The 20,040-nt window shown below is 40.8% G+C and carries 14 protein-coding genes and 2 pseudogenes; 15 read left to right on the top strand and 1 reads right to left on the bottom strand.

Features of this window, described 5'->3' with window-relative positions; genetic code table 11:
• Nucleotides 1-470 precede the first annotated feature (470 nt).
• From QMA00_RS03530 to ihfA, 5 genes are all read left to right on the top strand, one after another.
• Entirely contained in the window at nt 471-1,526 is a 1,056-nt protein-coding gene (locus tag QMA00_RS03530) for a DUF2066 domain-containing protein (RefSeq protein ID WP_024603125.1), read from the top strand.
• Nucleotides 1,526-2,236 carry a DnaA inactivator Hda gene (hda, locus tag QMA00_RS03525; RefSeq protein WP_024603126.1) on the top strand — a complete coding sequence of 237 codons (711 nt, stop codon included), beginning with the start codon at nt 1,526-1,528 and terminating at the stop codon, nt 2,234-2,236. Before QMA00_RS03530 ends, hda begins: the two co-directional genes overlap by 1 nt.
• A gap of 82 nt (nt 2,237-2,318) precedes the next feature.
• Entirely contained in the window at nt 2,319-3,299 is a 981-nt protein-coding gene (pheS, locus tag QMA00_RS03520; RefSeq protein WP_013464600.1) for a phenylalanine--tRNA ligase subunit alpha, read from the top strand.
• Nucleotides 3,300-3,314: 15 nt separating this feature from the next.
• A complete protein-coding gene (gene pheT / locus QMA00_RS03515) occupies nt 3,315-5,702 on the top strand; it encodes a phenylalanine--tRNA ligase subunit beta (RefSeq protein ID WP_290156045.1) in 2,388 nt (795 codons plus the stop codon).
• Nucleotides 5,703-5,704: 2 nt separating this feature from the next.
• Nucleotides 5,705-6,001 (top strand): integration host factor subunit alpha, encoded by a 297-nt coding sequence (ihfA, locus tag QMA00_RS03510; protein WP_008114070.1) that lies wholly within the window; start codon nt 5,705-5,707, stop codon nt 5,999-6,001.
• Nucleotides 6,002-6,043: 42 nt separating this feature from the next.
• Here the strand turns inward: ihfA and QMA00_RS03505 are convergent.
• Nucleotides 6,044-6,589: pseudogene (locus QMA00_RS03505) on the bottom strand (DUF2989 domain-containing protein); the annotation flags it as partial.
• Between the two features lie 348 nt (nt 6,590-6,937).
• On the opposite strand from QMA00_RS03505, the gene QMA00_RS03500 reads away from it, so the two are divergent.
• The 10 genes and pseudogenes from QMA00_RS03500 (at nt 6,938) to ccoG (ending at nt 20,008) form a co-directional block, all read left to right on the top strand.
• Nucleotides 6,938-8,380: a glyceraldehyde-3-phosphate dehydrogenase gene (locus QMA00_RS03500; RefSeq protein WP_290156042.1), complete on the top strand. Its 1,443-nt coding sequence runs from the start codon at nt 6,938-6,940 to the stop codon at nt 8,378-8,380.
• Between the two features lie 193 nt (nt 8,381-8,573).
• The gene (locus QMA00_RS03495; protein ID WP_290156040.1) at nt 8,574-9,701 is read left to right on the top strand and encodes a M14-type cytosolic carboxypeptidase; all 1,128 of its coding nucleotides are present in this window, start codon (nt 8,574-8,576) and stop codon (nt 9,699-9,701) included.
• 375 nt (nt 9,702-10,076) lie between these two features.
• Entirely contained in the window at nt 10,077-11,579 is a 1,503-nt protein-coding gene (locus tag QMA00_RS03490; RefSeq protein WP_290156039.1) for an alanine/glycine:cation symporter family protein, read from the top strand.
• Nucleotides 11,580-11,702: 123 nt separating this feature from the next.
• Nucleotides 11,703-12,029 carry a hypothetical protein gene (locus tag QMA00_RS03485; protein ID WP_290156037.1) on the top strand — a complete coding sequence of 109 codons (327 nt, stop codon included), beginning with the start codon at nt 11,703-11,705 and terminating at the stop codon, nt 12,027-12,029.
• Nucleotide 12,030: 1 nt separating this feature from the next.
• The gene (locus QMA00_RS03480; protein ID WP_013464607.1) at nt 12,031-12,312 is read left to right on the top strand and encodes a DUF1315 family protein; all 282 of its coding nucleotides are present in this window, start codon (nt 12,031-12,033) and stop codon (nt 12,310-12,312) included.
• Complete coding sequence (locus tag QMA00_RS03475) at nt 12,302-14,986, top strand: DUF349 domain-containing protein (RefSeq protein WP_290156036.1); 2,685 nt, start codon at nt 12,302-12,304, stop codon at nt 14,984-14,986. The genes QMA00_RS03480 and QMA00_RS03475 overlap by 11 nt, the downstream gene beginning before the upstream one ends.
• Nucleotides 14,987-15,076: 90 nt before the next feature.
• Nucleotides 15,077-15,631, top strand: coding sequence for a DUF1439 domain-containing protein (locus QMA00_RS03470; protein ID WP_024601178.1), 555 nt, complete (start codon nt 15,077-15,079; stop codon nt 15,629-15,631).
• 64 nt (nt 15,632-15,695) lie between these two features.
• On the top strand, nt 15,696-16,997 hold the full coding sequence (locus QMA00_RS03465; RefSeq protein WP_138563215.1) for an AarF/ABC1/UbiB kinase family protein: 1,302 nt from the start codon (nt 15,696-15,698) through the stop codon (nt 16,995-16,997).
• Between the two features lie 55 nt (nt 16,998-17,052).
• A complete protein-coding gene (locus tag QMA00_RS03460; RefSeq protein WP_262977197.1) occupies nt 17,053-18,471 on the top strand; it encodes a sigma 54-interacting transcriptional regulator in 1,419 nt (472 codons plus the stop codon).
• A 153-nt stretch (nt 18,472-18,624) separates the two neighbouring features.
• Nucleotides 18,625-20,008 (top strand): annotated as a pseudogene (gene ccoG / locus QMA00_RS03455) (cytochrome c oxidase accessory protein CcoG).
• Nucleotides 20,009-20,040 lie beyond the last annotated feature (32 nt).

The following is a 20,040-nucleotide window of genomic DNA, read 5'->3' as shown; positions in this document are numbered from 1 at the left end:
ACGCAGGTGAAAGGTAAAAGGCATCAGGTAAAAGGAAAATAATAAGCGCCTAATGACGACTCTCTACATTTGCTATGTGGCTCTCTACCGCTGTGGGCACTACGACATTCTACTGCGTTGTCGCTACGAAGTAGCGCACCGACTCCAAATACAAGAAAGCCCGACTAGCAGTCGTTGGGCTTTTTCGTGTTTGGAATAAAGTGAAAATGCAGGTCAAGGTAAAAGGTAATAGGTTAAAGGAAGAGAATTGATCAGAGACTAATGCCTACTCCATGCATCGGTTATGCATTCTCTATCGTTGTCGGCACCATGATATTCTACTGCCTTATAGCTACGAAGTAGCGCAGCGACTCTTAATACAAGAAAGTTCGACTTAATCAGCAGCTTTAGTGACTGTAAAAATATAATTTTGCTTTGTTAGTGGCTTTGATTTAGGATCAAAACAGTTTAAAACCAAGAATGATTTGCCTGTGTATAGATTATTAATTAGCGCCTTATCCATTTTCTTTTGTGTTTCTGTATCTGCAGTTGAAGTAACTGATCTATATCAAGATATTTTGGTCGTAGAAGATAAATCTCGTGATGCGCGTTTAGACGCTAGTCGCAAAGCGCTTCTTAACGTACTAGTAAAAGTGAGTGGTGATAAAAGTGCAGATGAAAATCAGATAGCACAGCAACGCACCAAAGATATATCTGATTATATGCTGAAATTTGAATACGATGAGCGTATTCCTGGAACGCTTAAGTTACTAGTTAAATTTGAAGCGCGAAAGATCAATGCACTAATAAAAGATCTTAATTTGCCTTTGTGGGGAGCTCAACGTCCACTGGTTGCCATCTGGTTAGGCATTGAAGATAACAGGCAGCGAGAGCTGGTTACTCAAGAGAGTTATCCTCAGTTAGAGCAACTGATTTACGACAAAGCAAGCCGCCGCGGTTTACCGGTTGTTGTGCCTTTACTCGATTTACAAGACAGACGGCTTGTTGGTGTCCCTGAAGTTTGGGGAAATTTTTCTGGGCCTGTAGAAGAGGCATCTAAACGCTACAGTGCTGAGCGAAGTATTACTGCTAGAATGTATCAAGCGTTTAACTCTGATAATTGGGTACTAGATTGGCGCTTTACCAATGATGAAATGTTTGAATCTAACCGTATCACTGGCTATAGACAGCAAATTGTTGCGCAAATGATTGATGATTTAGCACAAGGTTTAGCTGGTGAATATGCGATTGATCCTAATGCTTATTATGAGCAGCGTACTGCCAATTTAACTTTAAAAGGGACTGAGAGCTTTGTTGATATTGAATTGGCTAAGCGCCGCTTAATGAATCTAAGCGTAGTAACTCAAGCTGTTATTTTACGCAAAACACCCGATTCGGTTGAGTTTGAGCTTCATCATACGGGGACTGTGAGTGACCTTAAAAAAGCCCTTGGCCTGGATAACGCCTTTAAAGACTATGTTGATCCTCGTGCTTTTTATCACATAGTTGATGAGCAAAGCCTAGAGTATCAATGGGTTGTAAATTAATGCTAACTCAAGAGCCAATACAAATGGCATTGCCGGTTACTTTACCGGACGATGAAACATTTGCATCCTACTTTGGCGGTGAAGACTCACTCGAGGTAAATCATCTCAAAGATAGCTTTTCTAAGCTTGCTCACTCTTTTCAGTATACCTATTTGTGTGGCTTAGGAGATTCTGGTAAATCTCACTTACTATATGCCACTTGTATTCAGGCACAAGAGCGTGGCTTATCTAATATGCTGCTTTCCATGCGCGAGGTCATTCATTTTGGACCAATGGTTTTAGATGGGCTTGAAGCATTGGATGTATTGTGTATTGATGATGTGCACTTGGTAGCAGGCAATGATGCATGGGAAAAAGCGTTATTTAACTTTTTTAATCGCTTTAATGAGCCCAATAAAATGCTGGTAGTGACTGCCGATTTACTGCCTAACATGCTTAATATTAGCTTGCCTGACTTAGAATCCCGTTTAAAGTGGGGCACTACGTTTCAAATTCGTTCTATGAGTGACGATGATAAAGCACAGGCGCTGGTTAAGCGTGCAAATATGCGTGGGCTTGAACTGAGCGATGAATGTGCGCGATTTTTATTAACGCGTTTGAGTCGTGATATGCGTGCTTTATTGGATGTATTAGACAAATTAGATCACGCATCCATGGCTGCACAACGAAAATTGACTATTCCTTTTATAAAATCAACGCTAAAGCTGTAGTAGGTCTAGAATCTAGACCCTGCTTTCAGTTATCATTAGCTAACTAAATTGTAATCACCTTCTGTGAAAGATCAGGTATCGAATGAACTTAGAAAACATATTAGCGCAAGCACTTGAGGCGGTAGCCAGTGCCAGTGAAATCGCGCAGCTAGAAGAGATCAGGGTTAACTATCTTGGTAAAAAAGGCGAAATTACCAGCTTACTTAAAACGTTAGGTAAAATTGCCCCTGAAGAACGTAAAGAAGCAGGCCAAGTAATTAACCAAGCTAAGCAAGACGTGCAAGTTGCGATTAATGACAAGCGTGAATTGTTAGCAAGTAAAGCATTAGAAGAAAAACTAGCGGCAGAAACAATCGATGTAACTTTACCTGGGCGTGTTATGCCATCGGGTGGTTTGCACCCAGTAACTCGCACCATTGAGCGTATTGAAAGCTTCTTTGGTGAACTTGGGTTTGCTGTTAAATCAGGCCCTGAAGTTGAAGATGATTTTCATAACTTTGATGCGTTAAATATTCCAGAGCATCACCCAGCTCGCGCCGATCACGATACCTTTTACTTTAATCCTAAGTTGGTTTTACGTACTCAAACCAGTGGTGTACAAATTCGTACTATGGAAACTGAGCAACCGCCACTGCGTATTATTTCGCCAGGGCGTGTATACCGTAACGATTACGACCAAACACACACGCCTATGTTCCATCAGGTGGAAGGGTTGATGGTTGATACTGATGTAAGCTTCACTGAGCTTAAAGGTATTTTACATGACTTTTTACGTAACTTTTTTGAAGAAGACATGGAAATTCGTTTTCGTCCTTCATTCTTCCCGTTTACAGAGCCTTCAGCAGAAGTGGACGTGATGGGTAAAGACGGTAAATGGTTAGAAGTATTAGGCTGCGGCATGGTTCATCCTAACGTACTTAAGTCTGTAGGCATCGATCCTGAAAAATACACAGGTTTCGCTTTTGGTATGGGTGTTGAGCGCTTAACCATGTTGCGTTACGGCGTAAACGATTTACGTGCGTTTTTCGAAAATGACTTAAAATTCCTAAACCAGTTCCGTTAAGAGTGAAGAGATAAAATGAAATTTAGTGAAAAGTGGTTAAGAGAGTGGGTAAATCCTGCAATTGATACGCAAGCTCTTTCGGAACAGCTTTCAATGGCTGGTTTAGAAGTAGATGGCGTTGAGCCGGCAGCAGCCAAATTTAATGGCGTTGTGGTAGGTGAAGTGGTTGAGTGTGGCCAGCACCCTGATGCAGATAAACTACGTGTAACAAAAATTAATGTTGGTGGTGATGAACTGCTTGATATTGTTTGTGGTGCACCAAATTGCCGCCAAGGTATTAAAGTTGCAGTTGCCACTGTTGGCGCAGTGTTACCAGGCGATTTCAAAATTAAAAAAGCCAAACTTCGTGGTCAGCCTTCACACGGCATGTTATGTGCGTTTGATGAGCTAGGTATTAGTGAAGAAGGCGATGGCATTATGGAATTGCCACTTGATGCGCCTATTGGTGCCGATTTACGCGAATATTTAGCGCTTGATGACAACATTATTGACGTAGATTTAACACCTAACCGTGGCGACTGTTTAGGTATCAAAGGGCTTGCCCGCGAAGTCGGCGTACTTAACAGTATTGATGTAAATACATTAAGCATTCCAGCGGTAACCCCGACAATTGAAGACAAAGTATCTATTGAGTTGGTTAACGATGATGCCTGTCCTCGCTATTTAGGGCGTGTTATTAAGGGCATTAACCTAGACGCTGAGACGCCATTATGGATGGTTGAAAAGCTACGTCGTAGTGGTGTACGTTCAATCGATCCGGTTGTTGATGTGACTAACTTTGTATTACTAGAGCTTGGCCACCCAATGCATGCATTTGATTTAAATGCAATTGAAGGTGGAATTAAAGTACGTAGTGCATACCCAGGTGAAGAGCTGGTTTTATTAGACGGTAATACGGCTAAATTAAATGAATCGACATTAGTGATTGCCGATCATCATAAAGCGCTAGCCATTGCTGGTATTTTTGGCGGTGAGCAATCGGGTGTTACTGAAAAAACAGCTGATATTCTGTTAGAAAGCGCATTCTTCAACCCAGTGGCTATTGCAGGACAAGCACGCAGCTATGGTTTGCACACTGATGCATCTCATCGCTATGAGCGTGGGGTCGACTTTGCACTACAACACGATGCCATGGAGCGCGCTACAGCGTTACTTTTGGAGATTGTAGGTGGTAACGCAGGTCCAATCGTTGAAGCGGTTGCTGCTGATAAGTTACCAAAAGTAACTGAAGTGCGTTTACGTCGTTCACGTTTAGACCGTGTTATTGGTCATCACATTGACGATGCTAAAGTAACCGATATACTTACGCGTTTAGGTCTTGATGTTAAATTTGACAATGATAGCTGGAGCGCTGATGTACCAAGCTACCGCTTTGATATTCGTATTGAAGAAGATTTAATTGAAGAAGTAGCACGTGTTTACGGTTATAACAGTATTCCTAATGTGGCACCAACTGCAAAACTTAAAATGACCACGCATGATGAGTCAACTGTTGCCCTGAGCCGTTTTCGTAATGCGCTAGTAACCCGTGGCTATCAAGAAGCCATTACTTACAGTTTTGTTGATCCTAAAGCGCAAGCTATTTTACATCCAGAGTGTAACGCATTGGTATTGCCGCACCCAATTTCAATTGAAATGTCAGCGATGCGTGTAAGCTTAATGCCTGGCTTATTAGCTTCTGTTGCCTATAACCAAAACCGCCAGCAACCACGTATTCGCTTATTTGAACACGGCCTTAAGTTTATCAGCGATGAAAGCGCAGAAAATGGCGTTTACCAAGTGCCGGTTATTGGTGGTGTTATTACCGGGCTTGTGCATGGCGAACATTGGGTTGAAGAAAAACGTAACGTTGATTTTTACGACCTAAAAGGGGATGTTGAAGCATTACTTGCAATTACCAACGATGTTAGCCGCTTTGAAATTAAAGCCGAGCAATCAGATGGCCTTCATCCTGGTCAATCAGCCGTTATTTATGTTGATGGTAAAAAAGTAGGTTTCTTTGGTGCATTACACCCTCAGGCGCAAAAATCGTTAGATATCAATAACGCTACTTTTGTGTTTGAAATTGAAATGTCAGCGTTAGAAAAAAGAAATTTACCGCAGGCTGTAGGGGTGTCTAAATTCCCATCAAATCGCCGCGACATCGCGATTTTAGTACAAGACAGCGTTAAAATAGGTGATATTTTAAACGTCATCGGAAAAGTTGGCGGAAATCAATTGGTTGACCTAAACTTATTCGATGTGTATAAGGGCAAAGGTATTGAGCCAAATTATAAGAGTTTGGCGATTGCTCTAACACTGCAAGCGGTTGATAGAACACTCGAAGAGAAAGATATCAATCAGGTAGTTGATAACGTGGTGGCCGCACTGGCCGAACAGTTTAATGCATCGTTGAGGGACTAGATATGGCGCTTACTAAAGCCGACATAGCTGAACACCTATTTGAAAAGCTCGGGATCAATAAAAAAGATGCCAAAGATTTAGTTGAAGCGTTTTTTGAAGAAATCCGCTCAGCGCTTGAAAAAGGCGAGCAGATTAAGCTCTCTGGATTTGGTAACTTTGATCTTCGAGATAAGAAAGAAAGGCCGGGACGTAACCCGAAAACGGGAGAAGATATCCCAATTTCAGCACGTCGCGTGGTTACCTTTAGACCGGGGCAAAAGTTAAAAACCCGTGTCGAAGTAGGCACAAGCAAAAAATAAAACAAAAAGGCAGCGTAAGCTGCCTTTTTTGTATCTGTTTTATTATTTCCGGGGGGAAATAAACGTTCCTTGATCTATTTGTTGCAAAGTCTGCTCGGCTAACCTATCTAAACTCTCTAAATTCTTTCCTTGTGCTTTTAACTGCTGCTCATTTAACAGTATATCAATATGTTCAATACCAGAGAGCTGAGCTATTTTGGCAAAAATATAAGCATGTTTATATTATTGGTGTTTATAAAACAGGCTGATCTAAGACATATATATTTCAGGATTCGGTTCATGCTTGGCTTTATTCCGCGCTAGCGTGTTGTATAAAAAATTAATCGCTTTTTCTTCATCAACCTTAATGTAATAAGACGCTAAGTAAAATTGCATCTCAGCACTTTGTTCAACTTCTGCAGTATGTTCTAAAGCGAGCAAACGTGTTAATGCACTTTCGTCATTGTTTCTTGACCAATGATAATAAAGCAAGCCCGGATGGCTGGTGTGTTTTGTCTGTTGATAAATCCGCGCCATTTCCCTCATACTCGTTAAGTGGGCACGTTGGCGAGCCGTGGTTTTGCTTTTTAATTTAATGTGCTGAATGTTGCCTACATGGATGTAGGTAAGGGGCGTGAGCAGAACGCGGAAGCTTTGCTCGGTTTTTACTTATTCTTACACGGATGTAAGCCAGTAGAATAACGCAGGAGCAGTTATCGAGCCCACTAGGTTACAAACCTCGCGCCGCGATTAAATTGTCCCTAGTTTGAACAAATTTTAATCCACAAAGGTCAACAGACCCTCATATAGTATTATTCTAGCCTAAACTTTAGTCTCTAACAGTAGAGAATAAAATGAGATTAAATTAGAATAGGCCTGCCCGAAGGAATGCATTGCTCTCAAAATTCGATGCACTCTTAGGCTATCCGTTCAAAATTGTTTAATTAGGTAAAAAAAATGACCTCATCTCACGAGTTAGAATACACAAGTAGCTGGCAAGAACGTCAAGATTACGCAGAAAGCATGCAGCCTATTATTGGTAAATTGTATCGTAATCGTGGTATTGAAATCGCTGTTTACGGCCGTCCATTAGTAAATTCAAGCACTATTGATATTATCAAGTCTCACAAATCAGTAGCTCAATTTGAAGGGACTAAACTGCGCCTACGTGAAAGCTTCCCATTCTTAGAAGCTATCAGCAAAATGGAATTAAATTCTGCCCGTATCGATATTGGTAAATTAGCATACAGCTATTTATACACAGATGCAGCGAATGGTCGTTCAGTAGAAGAGTTTGTTAAAGATGAACTTGCTGAAATTGTTGACTCTAAACCAAAAGCACCACGTGACGTTGTACTTTACGGTTTTGGTCGTATCGGTCGCTTATTAGCGCGTTTATTAATTGAAAAATCAGGCCCGTATGCCGATTTAAACCTTCGCGCTATTGTTGTGCGTGGCGGTAAAAATGGCGATTTAGAGAAACGTGCAAGCTTATTACGTCGTGACTCTATCCATGGTCCATTTAATGGTTCTATCACTATCGATAAAGAGCGTAATGCAATTAAAGCTAACGGTAGCTATATTCAAGTTATCTACGCTAACTCGCCAAGCGAAGTTGATTACAGTGCCTACGGCATCGAAAACGCATTAGTCGTTGATAACACAGGTATCTGGAAAGATGAAGCCGGCCTTGGTCAGCATTTAGAATCTAAAGGGGCTGCAAAAGTATTATTAACAGCGCCTGCTAAAGGTAATATTAAAAATATCGTTTACGGTGTAAACAACCAAGATATTTTACCGGAAGACAAAATTGTCTGTGCAGCAAGCTGTACAACCAATGCGATTACGCCAACACTTAAAGCATTAAACGATCAGTTTGGTATTAAGAATGGCCATGTTGAAACGGTTCACTCGTACACTAATGACCAAAACTTAATTGATAACTACCACAAAGCGGAACGTCGTGGTCGTGCTGCGGCGCTAAACATGGTTATCACTGAAACAGGTGCTGCGAAAGCGGTTTCTAAAGCATTACCAGAGCTTGAAGGTAAACTAACAGGTAACGCAATCCGTGTACCTACACCAAACGTATCGTTAGCTATCTTAAACTTGAACCTTGAAAAGAGTACAACGGTTGAAGAGCTTAATGCGTTTTTACGTGAAACAGCACTTCACTCAGACCTACGTGATCAAATTGATTACACAGCATCAACTGAAATCGTCTCTACCGATTTAGTGGGTAGCCGTTACGCAGGTGTTGTTGATTCTCAAGCAACGATTGTTGATGATAACCGCGTAGTACTTTACGTATGGTACGACAATGAGTTTGGTTATAGCTGTCAAGTAGTTCGCTGTATGCGCGACATGGCAGAAGTCTCATTCCCAAGTTTACCTCGATAAACATATGAGCAATTAAGAAAAGCCAGCACTTGCTGGCTTTTTTAGGTCTGAAGATTTTTAAAGTGAAGCGGTTATGGTACGCTTTATTAAATTGGGTACGCGTTTATACACTTTTAAAGTGCAGTGACACGTATTTACCTCTTGGCTAAATGCCTTAGTCAAAGACACACAGTTAACTAATAGGTTTGTTGTAATGAAAATCAGTAGCAATTTCGACAGTGGTAATATTAAAGTTATTGAAGCCACCGATCCGTTAAATATTCAGCTAGAAATTAATAAAGATCATCAGTCTGAGTTTTATCAGTGGTTTCACTTTCGTCTTGAGACAACGCCTTATCAACTTCATCAGTTAAATATTAATAATCTTGATAAGTCTGCATACCCTGATGGTTGGGTAGACTACCAAACTGTCGCTTCATACGACCGTCAAACATGGTTCCGTGTACCGTCTTCGTATGAAAATGGCACATTAACATTTGAGCTTGAGCCTGAGTGCAGCAGCGTTTACTTCGCCTACTTTGCTCCTTACAGCTACGATCGTCATTTAGACTTATTAGCATGGGCGCAAAGCCAAGAAATTTGTCAACTAGAAACACTAGGTCAAACGCTTGATGGGCGTGACATGAGCGTGCTTAAAATTGGTCAGCCAAGCGCCGATAAAAAAGTAATTTGGATCACTGCCCGTCAACACCCAGGTGAAACAATGGCAGAGTGGTTTGTAGAAGGCTTAGTACACAAGCTGCTTGATGATGAAGACCCTCATGCAGCAGCGTTACTATCAAAAGCGGTATTTTATATCGTGCCAAACATGAATCCAGATGGCAGTGCACGCGGTCACCTACGCACTAACGCTAAAGGGGTTAACTTAAACCGTGAATGGCAAACACCCAGCATGGAAAACAGCCCAGAAGTTTACTTAGTGCTTAATAAAATGCGCGAAGCCGGCTTAGACATGCACCTAGACATTCATGGTGATGAAGCTATTCCATATAATTTTGTTGCCGGTAGCGAAGGCATACCAAGCTATGATGCACGCCTAAAAGGCCTAGAAGATAGCTTTAAAGCCGCGCTTTTAACTATTACTCCAGAGTTTCAAGATACCCATGGCTACGATAAAGACGAACCAGGTCAAGCTAATTTAACAGTAGGTTCATCAGCCACAGCAGAAGAATTTAAAGCGCTAACTTACACAGTAGAAATGCCATTTAAAGATAATAATGACTTACCCGATCCAGATTATGGTTGGTCAGATCGTCGTTCATATCAATTTGGTCAAGATACTTTAGCAGCCATTGTTAATGTTGTAGACAACTTAAGATAAAACGTTTGTTTCAAAGGGTATCAATAAATATTGATACCCTTTTTACTTTTAGCTAAACCAACCGTACCAAAAAATAAGAATCATTTACCCACCACAGCACTAAAACGTTTCAATACACCTTCTCGACAGATTTAATACCATATAGTCTAAATCAATTTGCACTTAGTTAAACGTTGATCTGGAAGGCTCAATATAAATAAACAATAAGTTGTTTTGAAAATTAACTGTTAACAAGGTTGGGCACTTAAGTTAATATCGATTGAACAATAAGAAAAACGGAAAAGATTAACCCCTTATTTCGTAAAGCTTATGACAGGTATTCTGAGTAGCAGAGTATGGTAATTAATAATAATAAATATAACTGTGAGGATGTTCATGGAAGCTTTTGTAAGCGCCGTTAATGATGTTGTTTGGAGTGATGCACTCATCTATTTATGCCTGGGCGCAGGTTTATTTTACTCCGTACTAACTCGATTTGCTCAAGTTAGACATTTTAAAGAAATGTGTAAGCTATTATTTAGCCCTAACACCTCAGAAAAAGGAATTTCATCTTTTCAAGCTCTTGCTGTTTCATTATCTGGCCGAGTAGGGGTTGGTAATATTGCCGGTGTGGCAGCCGCAATTGGTTTTGGAGGCCCTGGCGCTATTTTCTGGATGTGGGTTGTTGCTTTTTTAGGTGCAAGTACTGCATACGCGGAGTCAACATTAGGTCAAATTTATAAGTTAGAAGAAGACGGCCAATACCGCGGTGGTCCAGCGTATTATTTTGATCGTTGTTTAGGGCAAAAGTGGCTGGCTGTATTATTTGCAGTGTCGGCAATTATAGCGTGTGGGATTTTCCTGCCGGGCGTGCAAGCAAATGCTGTGGGCAACGCATTCACTCAAGTATTTGGCGATGGCACTATGGTGTCTACAAGTTTTGGTGACGTAGGTAGTTTTAAACTGGTTGCGTTGGCCATTATTCTAATCGTTTTAGCGTTTATTATCTTTGGTGGTATAAAGCGTATTGCTAATTTTACGCAAATTGTAGTGCCATTTATGGCGCTTGGTTACATCGTGCTGGCCTTAATTATCGTATTTTTAAATATAGACAAAGTACCGGGTATTTTCTCGCTCATTATTGGTGATGCATTTACAGCCCAAGCAGGTTTTGGTGCTGCAATTGGCTGGGGTGTTAAGCGTGGAATATACTCTAATGAAGCCGGCCAAGGTACAGGTCCTCATGCGGCGGCGGCGGCAGAAGTTGATCACCCTGCACAGCAAGGTTTAGTGCAAGCTTTTTCCGTTTATGTTGATACACTTTTTGTATGTACAGCAACGGCATTAATGATTTTAATGACGCAGCAATACAATGTAGTCGGTACTTTGCCAGAAGGGCAATTCATTATACAAAATGTGGATGCGGCAACTGAAGTGGGGTCAGCAGCATTTACCCAAATGGCGTTGTTTAGTGTATTTGGTAGCTTTGGAGAAGCGTTTGTAGGTATCGCTTTATTCTTCTTTGCTTTTACCACCATACTGGCTTATTACTTCATTGCTGAGACGAATATCGCGTACTTAAATCGCTACTTTAAAGGAAGTATTCCGCTTGTAGTGGTAAAACTTATGATTATGTTTATGGTAGCCTACGGCATGGTTAACAGTTCCGGTTATATATGGACTATTGGCGACATAGGCGTTGGCTTAATGGCGTGGATCAACATATTGGGTATATTAGCCATTTTCTTTGTCGCTAAACCGGCCTTAACATGTTTGAGTGATTATGAAGACCAAAAGAAAAAAGGTGGCAAAATCACATTTGATCCCGTTAAGTTAGGGATTAAAAACGCCACCTTCTGGGAAAAACGTCTTGAAAAGCAATCTAAAGACGCTGAATAAACAGATCCCAATAACCTAATATCATCTATTGGGTTAAATTCAAAAAAGACAAAGAGCAATAAAACAAGTACAATGAAAAGCGCCGAAAGGCGCTTTTTTTATGCGTAGTATGGAGAGAGATGTATGGCGATTATTCGTTGCCCCAAATGTGCAAAATCAATTTCAGATAAACATTCGCAGTGTCCACATTGCCAAAGTAACGTTGCTGAATTAAATGCCGAGCAAGTTCAACAACTTCAACGTGAGCAGCGAATTAAAAAGCAGCAAATGTTTATGAACCACTCCTTTTTAGCGCTGATCTTATTTTTAGGTGGCTTCTTTTGTTCGTACTTCCTACAACCTCAAGAAAAAACACTTCAGTGGTATGCGTATACCTCGGCCATTGGCATTGGCTGTATTTGGTACCTTATTAACCGTATTATTTTAGTGACTCTGAAAAAGAAAAAATGACATGAATATTGACAACCTAGTACAGAATATTACTCCAGAATTATTTGAGCGCTTACAGTATGGCGCGGCAACGGGAAAGTGGCCAGATGGCACGCCTTTATCAGATGAGCAAAAGCAACAAACAGTGCAACTAGTGATGTTGTACCAAGCAAAAGTAGCACAATCAAACGAGCAGTTTACCATTGGTGCAAATGGAGAAATGATCCAAAAAACCAAAGCGCAACTACAAAAAGAATTCAAATCAGATAACGAAATAGCTAGGTTCAGTGAAAATGATCTTTAAACACCTTTTTACACCAAAATGGAAACACCCAAAGCAACAAGTTCGTTTAGATGCGATTGAAAAACTTGATGTGGCACGTGACGTAACAATTTTAAGCACTTTAGCCCTTGAAGACTCATCGGCTGAAATTCGTCGTAAAGCACTGCAAAAAGTAAACCACTTACCACTGTGGTGGAAAGCTTACAAACAAGATCAGGCATTGAAAGATATTGCTGAACAACAAATCTCATCGGCTGTATTAAACAGTGAAAGTAGCTTATCGGCGCAGATTAAAAATGAGTACATTGAACGCTTTGCACCGGTTAAAACCCTTGAAAAACTAGCATTTGCTGAAAAAGAATTGCAAGTGAGAGTTAAGCTATTAAAACGCCTAGCTAACCCTAAACTGATTGAAAAAGCCTTTAAAGAAGCAAACGAAGAGCTGCAAAAACAGTTAGTTGATTTAGTCATTACTCAGCAGCTAACTAAAGCACTGTTAAAGCATGCTCAAGGTGAAGCCAAAGTTGCGCTAGAGAGTCATCTTGAAAGCGAGCGTTTAGCGCTTGAAATGCCATCGCAAGTTGAAAACGCAACCCGTGTTATTTTAGCAAAGCTTAATGCATTGCGTGATAAAAATGACTACGCCATTGTTGACCCACAAGCTGCAGAACTCATTGCGCAGTGGCAAGCTCTTGAATTAAAATGGCTAAGTGAAGAACATGTAAAAACCCTTGATGCTAAATATATATCAATTACCGATAAGCTCGATGCACACATTGCAACCTTAAAAGCGCAACATGAAATAGAGCAGCAACGTTTAGCGCAGCAACAGCGCCAAGTGTTAGCGTTAGCTACGTTAGAAGCATTAAGTGAAGAAATTGAAAATGCATTGCAACTTGGATTAGAAACCCCAGAGCAAATTCAGCAAGATTGGCTTAATGCAAAAGTAGCACAAGCAAAAGACACACTAGATAAAACGCAATTGATGGCTGATCAGCAATCAAAACAAGTGATTAATAAGCTTGAGCAACTATTTTTACAAGTAGCCAAGTTACCTGAGCTAACCGCGGCGATTAAAGAATATAAAATTGCTTACAGTGCGCTGTGCGAAATAAAACCCGCCGAGCAGCTCAGTGATTACGATCAACAACTAAGTGCCTTTAATCACACATTTAAAGAGGCACGCAGCCATTTAGATGTACTTAGCAATGATTTACAAGCGTCATTTAAAACCCAACTTAATGCGCATAAAAAGCAATTTTTAGCTGCAATGAGCGAACTCACTAAGCCGCTTGAAAAAACCCAGAGCCAAGCTAAACGTAAGGCACGTGATGTTAAACGTTTAATTGAAGAAGGGCGCTTTAATGTTGCATTTGGTGTATTTAAAGGGTTCGAAGAGTTATTTAACGAATTGACCGAAAAATATCAACAACCGCTTGTTAATTTAAAAGCAGACCTAGAAGCGCAATTAGCCGATGCTAAAGATTGGCAAAAATATGCGGCCGCACCAAAACGTGCAGCACTTTTAGAAGAAGTAACAGCGTTAGTTGATGAGCCGTGTAACGATCCACAACAGCGTGCTGATCAAGTTAAAGTACTTCGCAAGCGTTGGAATGAACTTGGACGCCTTGATACAGAGCAAGAGAAACAACAGGGCAACGAGTTTGATGAAAAAATTGAGCTTTTATTTGCCCCTTGTCGCAGCTACTTCGCTGAGCAAGAAGTGCAACGTGAAGCAGCAAAAGCAGAGCGCGAGCAATTGATTGCTGATATGAATGCACTGCATTTACAAGCAACTGATACGGCTGATTTAGATTGGAAACAACTAGAAAGCAACTATAACCGTTTGCAAAAAGCATGGCGAAGTGTGGGTAAAGTTGACCCGAAAACATACCGCGTATTAAACGAGCGTTATAAAGCAGAGCAGCAACAGGTTGTAGCGTCACTTAACGCGTTTCATAAAGGCAATGCCGCACTTAAAAATGAGCTCGTTGAACAAGCACAGCAATTATCACAAAGCGATAATTTAGCAGACGCTTGTCAACAGCTAAAACAGTTACAGCAACAGTGGCAAACCATAGGGTTTGCAGGCTTAAAAGCTGAAAACGCATTGTGGCAAAAATTCCGTCAGTTTAATGATGCAACTTTCACTAAACGAAGCGAAGAATTTGAACAGCAAAAACGCGAACAAAGTGAGTCAGATAAGCTGGCAACAACTGAACTGAATGAGCTTGAAGCAGCATTAAATAGTGTAGAAGGTAAAGCCCAATTACTTGATTTACAAACCAAAGTTAAAGGGTATACACAGTTTAAATCGTTAACCCCTAAAGTGTCTGCTTTGTTATCAGCCATAGATGAAAAGCTGACAGGCTTAGCGGCTAAAAATGAGCAAGCTAATTTAGATGCTTTATTTGTTGCACTTGAGAACAACGAGCCAGTCCCGAGCCAATTTAATGGTACCGTTAAAACAGCACTGAGCTGTGAGCAGCTGCTAACGCGCATGGAAATACTTGCGAGCGTCAGTTCGCAAAACTCAGCGCAAAGAATGGTAGAGCAAGTAGCCATGCTTGATGATAAGCACCGTGGCGAACACGCTGATTTAAATTATTATTTAAAGCAGTTATTAGCACTCAGCGAGGGTTCAGTCACAGCTGACACACTAGCAAGGTTAAAAGTTATTTTTGCTGTAAACTAACTTTTATCAACTAAAATGAAAAAACCGCTATTAAAGCGGTTTTTTATTATGGCTACTTACTGCCTATACGATTAACCAATAGGGTTTTGCATGAAAATTTTTGTTTTTATTTCACTACTATTTTTAACTGCCTGTAACAGTACGCAGGGTATTTCGGTTTATTCATTTACAAATTCAGAGGTTGAGTCGTTACTAAATAAAGAGTTACCTAAATTAAGTGAAAAAGTTAGCCTGATGGGCTTACCTGTGCAGTTTGATGTGAATGATTTAAGCGTTAATATTGGCCCAGATAATAGTGATTATGTTTTATTAGGTGCAGATTCTAGCGCCGAGATTAATGCTTTTGCATTAAAGTACCCAGTGCGCTTAAAGTTACAAATACAAGGCACGCCTTTTTATGATAGCGAGAAAAAAGCCGTATTTTTACGTAATGTTAAGTTACTCGACTCAAGCATTGATGCCGGTGGCTTTAAAGGTAATTTAGAAGTGCTGGATAACGAGGCCATGGATGTAATGAATGCCTTTTTAGCCGTTAACCCCGTTTATAAGTTAAATATGAACGATCCTAAAATGGCATTATTAAGTAATTTACCTTTAGATTTAAAAGTAGTAGAAGGCGCTATTAAGCTAGTCCCTCGGTTATAATTTAGATCCAATAGGCGTAATAAAACGTATTAATTGACCTTATTATTAATAGATTAGGTTAGTTATGGCTAATGAGCGTTCCGTTCCCACATCTCGACTTTCACGTTTTGCAAAGTTAGGCTCATTAGCCACTGGCGTCGCCACGAATATGTTAGTGGGCGGGGCTAAAAGTGCGCTTTCTGGTAAAGGCTGGGATAATAAAAGCTTATTGCTTCAGCCTAAAAATATTGAAAACCTAGCCACTCAACTCTCACACCTGCGCGGTGCGGCAATGAAGCTTGGGCAGCTGCTTTCAATGGATGCTGGCGACTTACTAACCCCCGAACTTGCTCAATTGCTGTCTTTATTGCGATCCGATGCCAACCCGATGCCACACAAACAACTGGTTAGTGTTTTAAAAGAGCAGTGGGGAGAGGATTGGTTATCGCGTTTTTCTCATATTGAGCTTAGGCCGTTTGCGGCGGCGTCCATTGGTCAGGTTCATTTAGCTTATAAAGAAAATGGCGCGCAGCTGGCAGTTAAAATTCAATACCCTGGAATCGCAAAAAGTGTAGTGAGTGACGTAGATAACGTGATCACTTTACTTACCTTATCGCGGTTATTACCTAAAGAGCTGGATATTAAACCCTTAGTGGCAGAAGCCAAAGCACAGCTATTAGCCGAGGCCGACTACACTCGAGAAGCTGAGTATTTAGCACGTTACAAAAACCTGTTAGCAGATAACGCGCATTTCAAAGTCCCTAGCGTGTATCCCCAGCACAGTACTGCGCAAGTGCTAACTATGGAGTATGTAGATGCCAAGTCTATAGAGGGCATTACATATTTACCACAATCAGAGCGAAGTCGGGTTGCTGAGCAACTGATTGATTTATTTTTTAAAGAAATGTTTGTCTTTAATTTAATCCAAACCGACCCTAACTTTGCAAATTTTCATTACCAACCTGAATCACAAAAAATAGTATTATTTGACTTTGGTGCCACACGAGAAATTACCCCAGCACTAAGTAATGCCTATCTAGCTTTATTTAAAGCTGGTAGTAATAACGATCGTGAGGGGGTGCTCAATGCCGCCACCGATATTGGCTATTTTAAAGATTCGCTCAAAGACAATTACAAAGAAAAAGTGATTGATTTATTTTTAATGGCCTGCGAGCCACTGCGTTATCACGGCGAGTTTGATTTTAAAAACAGCGCGCTTGCTAGCAATATTAAAGATGCTGGCTTGCAGTTAAGTGCACAGTCGCAGCAATGGCATACGCCTCCTGTTGATGCGTTGTTTATTCACCGTAAGCTAGCGGGCTTGTATTTAATTGCAGCACGGCTAGAAGCAAAAATAGATATTAAGGCATTATTTAGCCATTACTAGGTGCTAAAGCAGGAGAGAATTGGCATAATACTCGCGATATTTCGCGAGGTCTGCAATGATAAAAAACTTTTTAAACGATCCTACTTTATTACTTAATGCGGTAGGTGAGGGCATATACGGATTTGATTTATCTGGTAATGCGGTGTTTGTAAATCCAGCGGCAGAGCGAATGACGGGTTGGACAGCCGATGAATTGCTGGGTAAAAAAATACATCAATATCATCATCACAGTCATGCAGATGGCACGCCTTACCCTGCCGATGAATGCCAAATTTACTGCACCATGTTTGATGGTAAACGCCGCGAGGTTAAAAACGAAGTATTTTGGCGTAAAGATGGCAGCGCCTTTGCTGTTGAATATACCTCCACGCCCGTTTATAAAAATAGCCAGCTTATCGGAGCCGTAGCCGTTTTTCGTGATATATCAGCGCAGCAGCGAACCCAAACCGCGCTCCAAGATGCTTTAGCGCAAGTAAAGCATTTAAGCGAGCAGCTCAAAGATGAAAACGACTACCTTACTGCCGAGCTAAATCAAGATTGGCAAGACTCAGGGTTAGTAGGGCGCAGTGATGTATTTCAACGTATGTTGCAGCAAATACAGTTAGTGAGCGAAACCGACAGTACGGTGTTGATACTTGGTGAAAACGGTACTGGCAAAGAGCTGGTGGCACGTAACTTACATAGATTAAGCAAGCGCAATGAGCAGGCGTTTATAAAAGTTAATTGTGCGGCGTTTACCCCTAGCTTATTAGAATCGGAGTTGTTTGGACACGAACGAGGCTCGTTTACCGGCGCAAATGAGCGACGTAAAGGGCGTTTTGAACTTGCTGATAAGGGCACTTTATTTTTAGATGAAGTGGCAGAGCTGCCGTTAGAGTCACAAAGTAAATTATTACGAGTATTACAAGAGCGCGAATTTGAGCGAGTAGGGGGCAGCCAAACCCTAAAAGTTGATATTCGTATCATTGCTGCAACCAATCGTAACTTGTGGGAAATGGTACAAGCAGGGCAGTTTAGAATGGACTTATATTATCGTTTAAACGTGTTTCCTATCAAAGTGCCAGCACTAAAAGAGCGAAAAGAAGATATACCTTATTTATGTCAAAACTTAATTGTGCAAATTAACAAGCGGCTAGGTAAGCAATTACAGGGGTTAAGTAACAAAGCTATTAGGCAACTACAAGCCTATGACTGGCCAGGCAATATCAGAGAGCTGCAAAACGTGTTAGAGAGAGAAGCTATTTTATCTACACAGCCCACACTGCAGTTAAGTCAGCCGCTAAAAGCTGGTAATGCGAATGCTGTTAACCCAACGCTTACACTGGATGAGGCGCAAAGGCAGCATATTATCTCCGTACTGATGTTATGTAACTGGAAAATTGCAGGCGAACAAGGCGCGGCAAATAAGTTGGGCTTACCAGAGAGTACGCTTCGCTCAAAAATGCGAAAATTAGCAGTGCATCGTACTCGTTAACTCGCGATATATCGTGTATGTCGTTAAATGTCGCGAATTTTCGCTTTGGTGTTATGTGTATAATCATTTAATATCAATAAGTTAAATTAACTTTCACTGTGGTCTGAAAGTTGCAAAATCGTACTTAATACCAGTCACTATTAAGTAAGTAACATGAAGTTTGATATTAAAGAAGAAGACATGATCATTAAGCCCTACAAAGAAGAAAGGCCGATTTATATACGCGAGCAAAAAGGGTTTTTTCAGCGTATACGCCGTAATTTAGGTTGGCTGCTAATGCTCAGCTTTATCGCCATTCCTTGGATTCAATATAACGGTCAGCAAGCGGTTTTATTGGATGTGGCCACCCAAAAGTTTACTATTTTTGGCCTAACCTTACTACCTCAAGACTTTATGATTCTCGCCATGCTATTTATGGTGGGGGCGTTTGCGTTATTTTTTGTGACTAATTGGCTTGGCCGTGTGTGGTGCGGCTATACTTGCCCGCAAACAATTTGGATGTTGATGTTCTCTTGGGTGGAACAACGTATTGAGGGGACGCGTAACCAGCGTATTAAGCTTGATAAAAGCCCATGGGATATTACCAAGTGGCGTAAAAAAATTACTAAGCACAGTGCATGGCTGGTTATTTCACTCTTAACTGCCACTTCTTTTTTAGCGTATTTTATTCCAGCTAAAACCTTATACCTAGAAATGGTTAATTTTGAATGGTCTGGGATCACCAGTTTTTGGGTGTTTTTATTTGCATTTTGTACCTATGGCAACGCAGGTTTTTTACGAGAAAAAATGTGTACAGTGGCGTGTCCGTATTCGCGCTTTCAATCAGTGATGTTTGATAAAGACACGCTGGTGGTAACCTATGATAGCGAACGAGGTGAAAACCGCGGTCCACGTAAACGTAAAGCCGATCCTAAAGCGCTTAATTTAGGTGACTGTGTAAGACTGTAACTTATGTGTTGAAGTATGTCCTGCTGGGATTGATATTCGCAATGGACTGCAATATGAATGTATTAACTGTGGCTTATGTATTGATGCCTGTGACGATACCATGGATAAGTTTGGCTACGAAAAAGGCTTAATTAAATACGCCAGTGAAAAGCAAATGGCGGGGCAAAAAACTAATCCATTTAGGCTCAAGTTAGTGGGCTATGGCGCTTTAACTGCGCTGTTAATTATTTCTATGTTTGCTTGGATGCTACAACGTACGCCTATCGAAGCCTCAGTACTTAGAGACAGAAACGCACTGTATCGGGTAAATTATGAAGGGTTAGTAGAAAACCCTTATACACTCACCATCATTAACAAAACGCAGCAACCTTTGCATTATTCTATTTCAATTAGTGGGTTAGAAGGTGCGAGCTTGCAAAGTCCTAACGCTGTGTTGGTAGAGCCAGGGTTGATGAAAAGTGTTCCTGTAACGGTTACTGCCGATGGATATGATATACCCACGAAGGTGAGTAAGCTGCAGTTTAAAATTACCGCACAAGAGGACAATAGCATTTCAATTACTAAAGAGAGTCAGTTTTATAAAAACTAGCCCATTTGGTTTTTCGTTGACTATACCTCGGT

Source organism: Pseudoalteromonas sp. APC 3694 (assembly GCF_030407565.1).
Lineage (GTDB): Bacteria > Pseudomonadota > Gammaproteobacteria > Enterobacterales > Alteromonadaceae > Pseudoalteromonas > Pseudoalteromonas tetraodonis.
The sequence above is the reverse complement of the archived record's forward strand: the minus strand, read 5'-3'. Positions and strand labels throughout refer to the sequence as shown.